This is a genomic window from Streptomyces sp. PA03-6a, assembly GCF_033792765.1.
Lineage (GTDB): Bacteria > Actinomycetota > Actinomycetes > Streptomycetales > Streptomycetaceae > Actinacidiphila.
On record NZ_JARAVK010000368.1, the window covers coordinates 1 to 6677 of the forward strand.

A 6677-nucleotide genomic window follows, 5' to 3' on the forward strand; every position below is an offset into this window, starting at 1 on the left:
CCCACAGTTCCCCCACCACCTGCCCAGCCCCACCGGCCTCCAGCACCCTCAGCACCGCGCCGGGCGTCGCGAGCCCCTCGGGGAGGGCGGCCAGGTCGTCCGCCTCGGCCTTGGCGCGGGCCTGCGCCGCGGTCACGCCCCGGCGCGTCCAGGACCGGACGTACTCCTCCCGCTTGCGGGCCGCCCACCCCGGGTACTCCGCCTCCGTCATGGGCCGCACGACGCTGCCGCCGGGCAGCGCGGGCGGCACGTCGGGCAGCGCCTTGAGCATGTTCCGGTTGCGGACGACGTACCCCAGCACGCCCGCGAGCCGGAGCGCGGCCGCGTCCTCCGTCCGCACCGAGACCTCGATGCGGCGGCAGCCCCAACCCCGCAGGACCTCCTCCGCGGCGAGGGCCGCGACCGTGCCGCGGCCGCGGCGCTGCTGGTCGTGGTCGATCCGCAGTGCGGCGATGCGCCCGACCTCGGGCCCGAACCGGGCGTCGGTGCACAGGGTGGTCTCCCCCACCGGGCGCCCGTTGACGCAGACGTGGAAGCGGCGGGCGCGTACTCCGCCGCGCCAGCGCTGTTCGGGCTCGGCCGGGCGCAGGGTGGTGGTCATGGTGTGGAGTTCTACCGGGTCGCCGCGGTTACGTCACGGCTTCAACCACCCGGGACCGCCCAGGCTCAGGGGTTCGGGTGCTCCACGGACCGCTCCGCGAAGACCCGCATCGCCTTGGCCGTGACCGGGCCGGGGCGGGCCCCGGTGGCCAGCTCGCGGTCGTCGACCCGGTGGACGCCCTGGACGTCGCGGAGCGAGGAGGTCACGAAGATCTCCTCCGCCTCGGCGAGGGCCTCGAAGGGCAGGTCGGCCTCGTCGGCGCCGGCCCACTCGATGACGAGCTCGCGGGTGATCCCGGCGAGGCATCCGGAGGCGAGCGGCGGCGTGAGCAGCTTGCCCCCGAGGACGACGAAGACGTTGGAGCCGGTGCCCTCGCAGAGGCGTCCCTGCGTGTTGGCGAAGAGCGCCTCGGAGGCGCCGTGCTGGTGGGCACGGGCCAGGGCCACGACGTTCTCCCCGTACGAGGTCGTCTTGAGCCCGGCGAGGGCGCCCTTCTCGTTGCGGGTCCAGGGGACGGTGACGACGGCCGTCGTGTCGGGGCGGACGCTCGCGGCGCCGAGGGCGACGACCAGGGTGGGGCCGGTGGTTCCGCGCTCGGAGCCGAGCGGCGAGGTGCCGCCGGTGTAGGTGACGCGGAGCCGGCCGTGGGGCGCCGGGTTGGCGGCGAGGACGGCCTCGCAGGCGTGGCGCACCTCGTCCAGGTCGGGCTCGGGCAGGCCGAGGCCGCGCGCGGAGCGGGCCAGCCGGCGCAGGTGGCGGTCCATCGCGAAGGCGGTGCCGCCGGTGGCCTTGAGCGTCTCGAAGACGCCGTCCCCGACGGTCAGGCCGTGGTCCATGACGGACACGGACGCCTCGTCGGTCTCGCGCAGCGCGCCGTTGACCCAGATCGCGCCGGCGGTGGTCGTGCTCACGGTGTCACTCTGCCCCATGGTTCCGTTCGCCTTCGTTCGAGTCGTACGTACCCGACGCTACTGCCAGCAGCCGGGAGGCCTTCAGTTCCGTCTCGTCCCACTCCCGCTCGGGATCGGAGCCCCAGGTGATGCCGGCACCGGTGCCGAAGCGCAGCACGGGGCCGCCGGGGGCGGCGCGGTCGATCCAGAAGGTGCGGATGCCCACGGCGAGCTCGCCGGTGCCGCGGTCGGCGTCGACCCAGCCGATGCCGCCGCAGTAGGGGCCGCGGGGGGCGGTCTCCAGTTCGGCGATGATGCGCAGGGCACTGGACTTGGGCGCGCCGGTGACGGAGCCCGGCGGGAACGCGGCGTCCAGCAGTGCGGCCCAGCCGGCGCCCTCGCGCAGTTCGCCGCGCACGGTGGAGACGAGGTGGACCAGGCCGGGGTGCTTCTCCACGACGCAGAGGTCGGGGACGGTGACCGTGCCGGTGGCGCAGACCTGCCCGAGGTCGTTGCGGACCAGGTCGACGATCATGACGTTCTCGGCGTGGTCCTTGGGCAGCAGGTCGGCCTCGGTACGGCCGGTGCCCTTGATGGGTCCGGACTCGACCACCTCGCCGCGGCGGCGCAGGAAGAGTTCGGGGGAGGCGCTGGCCACCTCTATGCCGTGCGCGGGCAGCCGGACCGTTCCCGCGTGCGGGGCGGGGTTGCCGCGGGCGAGGACGGCCGCGAGGGCGTCGACGTCGGCGTCCGGATCGGGCAGCGGCGCGGTGAGCACCCGGCAGAGGTTGGCCTGGTAGACCTCGCCGGCCGCGATGTACTCGCGGACGCGGCGCACTCCGGCGGTGTACCCGGCGCGGTCCAGTGAGGACGTCCAGTCGCCGCGGGCGGGGCCCTTCCAGGGCCGGCGGGGGGCGGCCGCGGCGGGTTCCGGCCGGACGTTCCCGAAGCGCGCGCAGACCATGTCGCCCTCGAAGCCGGCGACCACCGCCCAGAAGCCGGAGGAGTCCAGCGCGGCCGGGTCGGTGGTGACATCCCGCAGGTCGGAGGCGACGAGGCCGCCGAATCTGGCGAGGGGCTCGAGGTCGGGCACGGGGCTTCCCAGGTCGGTCCGGTGGGGCGAGTGCGAGTCTAAGTCGGCGGCGACGAGCGAGATGCGCTGGTCACCGACCCGGCACGCTGCGGAAACGCGTTTTGGTGGCGGAGCCGTAATCCGCTAGAGTTCAACTCGTCGCCGGGACGCGCAAGCGCATCGGCGGAGGTCCCGCCCGGGTGCGAGCTCCGGGGGAGACACTGCGGACGTGGCTCAGTTGGTAGAGCATCACCTTGCCAAGGTGAGGGTCGCGAGTTCGAATCTCGTCGTCCGCTCGAAGTGGGGGTCACCGCCCCCGCGCTGGTGGAGTGGCCGAGAGGCGAGGCAACGGCCTGCAAAGCCGTCTACACGGGTTCAAATCCCGTCTCCACCTCTGAGGACGATTAGCTCAGCGGGAGAGCGCTTCCCTGACACGGAAGAGGTCACTGGTTCAATCCCAGTATCGTCCACTGGGCCCGCGAGGGCCTTCCCCGACGCTTCGGCAGGGGACCCGAGCGCGATTAGCTCAGCGGGAGAGCGCTTCCCTGACACGGAAGAGGTCACTGGTTCAATCCCAGTATCGCGCACGCTGCACCAGAACCACCCGCAGTACCGAGGACGATTAGCTCAGCGGGAGAGCGCTTCCCTGACACGGAAGAGGTCACTGGTTCAATCCCAGTATCGTCCACCAGCAGCCGAGGGCCGGAGCGTTCGCTCCGGCCCTCGGTCGTGTCATGACGAGAAGAGCATGTGCGCCCAGCTCTGCTGCTTGTGGTGGCCGTGGTGGCCCCCGTGGTGCCCGCCGTGCGGGGCACCCCAGGCCGGGGCGGCGTGCTGCTGCGGGTACGCCTGCGGGTAACCGGGCGGCGGCGGGGCGGGCTGGGCGTACTGCGACTCCATGCGGGTCAGCGCCTCGAGCTCCCCGTAGTCCAGGAAGATCCCCCGGCAGTTGCCGCACTGCTCGATCTGGACGCCGCTGCGGGTGAACGTCTGCATCGGGCCATGACACTTGGGACAGAGCATCGTCGGCTCATCTCCTCGTTCGCGCCGGCCGGGGGTCCTCCCCCGGCGTAGGACTGCACTTTACTTCCGCGATTCGGCGGCACGTATCGAGGACGGTCCGTTCCGTCCCGTCGAGTGCGCGGCCCTCCTGCGCGGCCTTGGCGACGGCTGTCGCCGCGGTCTGGACCGCCAACGCCCGTGCCGCCACGTCGAGATGCGGCCACGGGTCGCCGTCCTCGGGAACGGCGGGGCCGCCGCCGGCGCGGTACGCGCCGAGGAAGCGGCCCCAATCGGCGGGGTCGAGCAGCCCGGCGGCGAACCACATCGCCGGCCGGGCCAGGTCCCAGGCGGGCTCGCCGAGCCCGAGGTCGTCCACGTCGATGAGGCACCACGGCCCGTCGGGGGCCGGGTGGCGCACCAGTTGGCCCATGTGCAGGTCGCCGTGGCACAGCACCTGCCGCGGCTGCGGGGCCTCGCCGCGCGCCCAGGGCGGCAGGCCGCGCCAGGCGGCGAGCACCGCCGGGTCGCCGGCGCCGGCGGCGAGCATCCTCGCGACCGCGCCGGCCGCCCTGAGGGGGCCGCGCATCTGCGGCGGCGGGCCGGGCAGCGCGGCCGCCGGCACGGTGTGCAGACGGGCCAGGAGCGCGCCGGCCTCCGCCCAGGGTGCGGAGTCCGGGTCGTCGCGGTCGACCGGCTCGCCGAGGGGCCACAGGCTCACGGTGCGGCCGAGGAGCACGGCACTCAACGCGCCGCCGTGGTCGGGCAGCGGCGCCGGGGGCAGCAGGACGCCGTCGAGCAGAGGATGGGCGGCCACGAGCAGCCGCAGGGCGAGCTCTTGCGGATCGGTGCCCGGAGCGTGCGCCTTGGCGACGAGGCGGCCGCCACGGACGACGGTGACGTCGGGCCGTTCGGCGAGCACGGCGGGCCGCGCCTGGGCGGGTACCCGCGAGGCCGCTGCCGCGACCGCCCCCAGGGCGTGCGTCAGCGGTGCTCCGCTGCTGGTCACTTCCTCCCCCATGCCCCGTGTCACCGGCCCACTGTGCGGCAGCGCGCCGCCCACTGGCAATGCCGGGTGTGATGCCCGGGTACCGCCACGGTACCCGGGCATTCATGCCGTCCGCCGTACCCCCGTCCCCACGGGGTTGGTTCGCCGGTCCTCGCGGCCCCGGACCGCTCTTCCGGGGCCGCGGGGCGTCTGTCAGCGCCCCATCAGACCGGCTACGGACGACGCCTGTGTGACCACCGCGTCCCAGCCCCCGAAGGCCACCGCGAGCAGCACCGCGAGCGGCAGCACCATAGCCACCGCCACCAGCGGATGCCGGGTGCCCGACGGGCGTATGCCGAAGGCGGCGATCCTGCTGCCGCGCGCCGGCCGCACCGTACGGCTCACCGTGTTCGCCATGGCCCTCTCCCGGGTCGTGGTCCGTGATCATGCACAGTTGTCTGGGCGGCGGGCGTTTGACCTCGGGGGACGAGTGCTCCGCCCGCCGCTTGACCTCAACATTAGGCGCGGCACGGGCGCCGGTCGTCATGCCCTCGTACCGCTTCCCTGGCCTCCCCGAGGATGACTCCGGGTCCGGTCGCGTACTCCCCTGGGTGGAGGGACCCGGCCGCACCCCCGGGACATCCCCGAGGGGATCTCCCGGGCGGGCGCGGACGGGGCCCGTCAGCCCTGTTCCTCGTCCTCCGCGTCCCCGGTCGGCATGGGCTGCTCGACCAGGGCGAGGACCCGGGTGGCCATGAAGCGCGCGGTGCGCACCACGGAGCCGGACCGGGTGACTTCGCTCACTTCCACCACCCCTCGGCGGACCGCCGTCTCGACCCTGCGGCCCGCCCTGGTGGCGACCACTTCGTATGTCCTTGTCGTGTCGCCCGCGTCGACGACTATCTCCACGCGGTCACCCTTCATGGCGTCAATCCCCCTTGTCCGACGGACTGTTGACGGCATGACGAAATTCCTGGCCGTCAGCGGCCGGAATTTTCCCCACCCTTCAAGGATCCCATCCGGCACTGACAATCCGCTGCCCCGCGCGGGCGCGGCCTCGCGGCGCGACGGGCGGTCAGTCCGTAAGCTGTCGGCGTCAGACTGGCCAGGCAGGCAGCGGGGATGGACGACATGGCGATGATGCGGCTCCGGCGCGAGGACCCGCGTGTCGTCGGCTCGTTCCGCCTGCACCGGAGGCTGGGCGCGGGCGGCATGGGCGTCGTCTACCTGGGCGCCGACAAGCGCGGCCAGCGGGTCGCGCTGAAGGTGATCCGCCCCGAGCTGGCCGAGGACCAGGAGTTCCGCTCCCGCTTCGCGCGCGAGGTGTCCGCGGCGAGACGCATCCGCGGCGGCTGCACGGCCCGGCTGGTCGCCGCCGATCTGGAGGCGGACCGCCCGTGGTTCGCCACGCAGTACGTGCCCGGGCCCTCCCTGCACGACAAGGTCGCGCGGGACGGCATGCTCCCGGCCGCCGAGACCGCGTCCATCGGCGCCGCGCTGGCGGAGGGGCTGGTCGCCGTCCACGAGGCCGGGGTCGTCCACCGGGACCTGAAGCCCTCCAACATCCTGCTGTCGCCCAAGGGACCCCGGATCATCGACTTCGGCATCGCCTGGTCCACCGGCGCCAGCACCCTCACCCACGTGGGCACCGCCGTCGGGTCCCCCGGGTTCCTCGCGCCGGAGCAGGTCCGCGGGGCGGCGGTCACCCCGGCCACCGACGTCTTCGCCTTCGGCGCGACGCTGGCGTACGCGGCGATGGGCGACTCGCCGTTCGGGCAGGGCAGTTCGGAGGTCATGCTCTACCGGGTCGTCCACGAGGAGCCGGACCTCACCGGTGTGCCGGACTCGCTGTCCCCGCTGGTGTACGCGTGCCTCGCCAAGGACCCGGAGCAGCGGCCCAGCACCGTCCAACTCTCCGAGCGGCTGGCCGAGATCGCCGCCCGTGAGGCCCGCGGCCTCGGCGTGGCGCCGGGCCGGCGCGACATCGTGCCGAGGGCGTCCGGTCCGCGCGCCGAGCGGCCCACGGGCCCGCGGGCGCAGGCGTACGCGGACCAGCAGACCGAGCGGCGGACGGCGGCGGGCACGCCCGTCCCGCCGCCGTCCGCCGCTCGGTCTGCTGGTCCGCGT

At 74.1% G+C, this 6677-nt stretch carries 8 protein-coding genes and 5 tRNA genes; 6 read left to right on the forward strand and 7 right to left on the reverse strand.

Annotated features, from left to right (window positions below; all coding sequences use genetic code 11):
• The 3 genes from PV350_RS43100 to PV350_RS43110 form a co-directional block, all read right to left on the reverse strand.
• The coding region (locus tag PV350_RS43100; protein ID WP_500338844.1) for a GNAT family N-acetyltransferase at window positions 1-601 on the reverse strand (601 nt) is incomplete at its 3' end.
• A 65-nt stretch (window positions 602-666) separates the two neighbouring features.
• Window positions 667-1530 (reverse strand): aminotransferase class IV, encoded by an 864-nt coding sequence (locus PV350_RS43105; protein ID WP_499510829.1) that lies wholly within the window; start codon window positions 1528-1530, stop codon window positions 667-669.
• Window positions 1517-2584: a chorismate-binding protein gene (locus PV350_RS43110; RefSeq protein WP_499510830.1), complete on the reverse strand. Its 1068-nt coding sequence runs from the start codon at window positions 2582-2584 to the stop codon at window positions 1517-1519. The genes PV350_RS43105 and PV350_RS43110 overlap by 14 nt, the downstream gene beginning before the upstream one ends.
• Before the next feature lie 202 nt (window positions 2585-2786).
• On the opposite strand from PV350_RS43110, the gene PV350_RS43115 reads away from it, so the two are divergent.
• From PV350_RS43115 to PV350_RS43135, 5 genes are all read left to right on the forward strand, one after another.
• Window positions 2787-2859, forward strand: a tRNA-Gly gene (locus tag PV350_RS43115).
• Between the two features lie 27 nt (window positions 2860-2886).
• A tRNA-Cys gene (locus PV350_RS43120) sits at window positions 2887-2957 on the forward strand.
• Window positions 2958-2961: 4 nt separating this feature from the next.
• Window positions 2962-3033: transfer RNA gene (locus PV350_RS43125), tRNA-Val, on the forward strand.
• A 45-nt stretch (window positions 3034-3078) separates the two neighbouring features.
• Window positions 3079-3150 (forward strand) — tRNA-Val (locus PV350_RS43130).
• A 29-nt stretch (window positions 3151-3179) separates the two neighbouring features.
• Window positions 3180-3254: transfer RNA gene (locus PV350_RS43135), tRNA-Val, on the forward strand.
• 41 nt (window positions 3255-3295) lie between these two features.
• On the opposite strand, the gene PV350_RS43140 is transcribed toward PV350_RS43135, so the two are convergent.
• The 4 genes from PV350_RS43140 to PV350_RS43155 all read right to left on the reverse strand — a co-directional run bounded on the left by PV350_RS43140 (window position 3296) and on the right by PV350_RS43155 (window position 5474).
• A complete protein-coding gene (locus PV350_RS43140) occupies window positions 3296-3586 on the reverse strand; it encodes a TFIIB-type zinc ribbon-containing protein (protein WP_499510831.1) in 291 nt (96 codons plus the stop codon).
• Between the two features lie 7 nt (window positions 3587-3593).
• Window positions 3594-4583, reverse strand: a complete 990-nt coding sequence (locus PV350_RS43145; protein WP_500338848.1) for a phosphotransferase enzyme family protein — start codon at window positions 4581-4583, stop codon at window positions 3594-3596.
• A 180-nt stretch (window positions 4584-4763) separates the two neighbouring features.
• Window positions 4764-4967 (reverse strand): hypothetical protein, encoded by a 204-nt coding sequence (locus tag PV350_RS43150; RefSeq protein ID WP_018564248.1) that lies wholly within the window; start codon window positions 4965-4967, stop codon window positions 4764-4766.
• A gap of 264 nt (window positions 4968-5231) precedes the next feature.
• Window positions 5232-5474, reverse strand: coding sequence for a DUF8836 family protein (locus PV350_RS43155; RefSeq protein WP_500338846.1), 243 nt, complete (start codon window positions 5472-5474; stop codon window positions 5232-5234).
• A gap of 207 nt (window positions 5475-5681) precedes the next feature.
• Between PV350_RS43155 and PV350_RS43160 the strand changes: the two genes are divergently transcribed.
• Window positions 5682-6677: serine/threonine-protein kinase (locus tag PV350_RS43160; RefSeq protein WP_500338849.1), on the forward strand; the 996-nt coding region annotated here is incomplete at its 3' end.

Excerpts from the sequence above, each read along its gene's own strand:
- PV350_RS43155 (WP_500338846.1), bottom strand. The coding sequence starts at position 5,474 with ATGAAGGGTGACCGCGTGGAGATAGTCGTCGACGCGGGCGACACGACA.
- PV350_RS43140 (WP_499510831.1), bottom strand. The coding sequence starts at position 3,586 with ATGCTCTGTCCCAAGTGTCATGGCCCGATGCAGACGTTCACCCGCAGC.
- PV350_RS43150 (WP_018564248.1), bottom strand. The coding sequence starts at position 4,967 with ATGGCGAACACGGTGAGCCGTACGGTGCGGCCGGCGCGCGGCAGCAGG.
- PV350_RS43145 (WP_500338848.1), bottom strand. The coding sequence starts at position 4,583 with ATGGGGGAGGAAGTGACCAGCAGCGGAGCACCGCTGACGCACGCCCTG.
- PV350_RS43105 (WP_499510829.1), bottom strand. The coding sequence starts at position 1,530 with ATGGGGCAGAGTGACACCGTGAGCACGACCACCGCCGGCGCGATCTGG.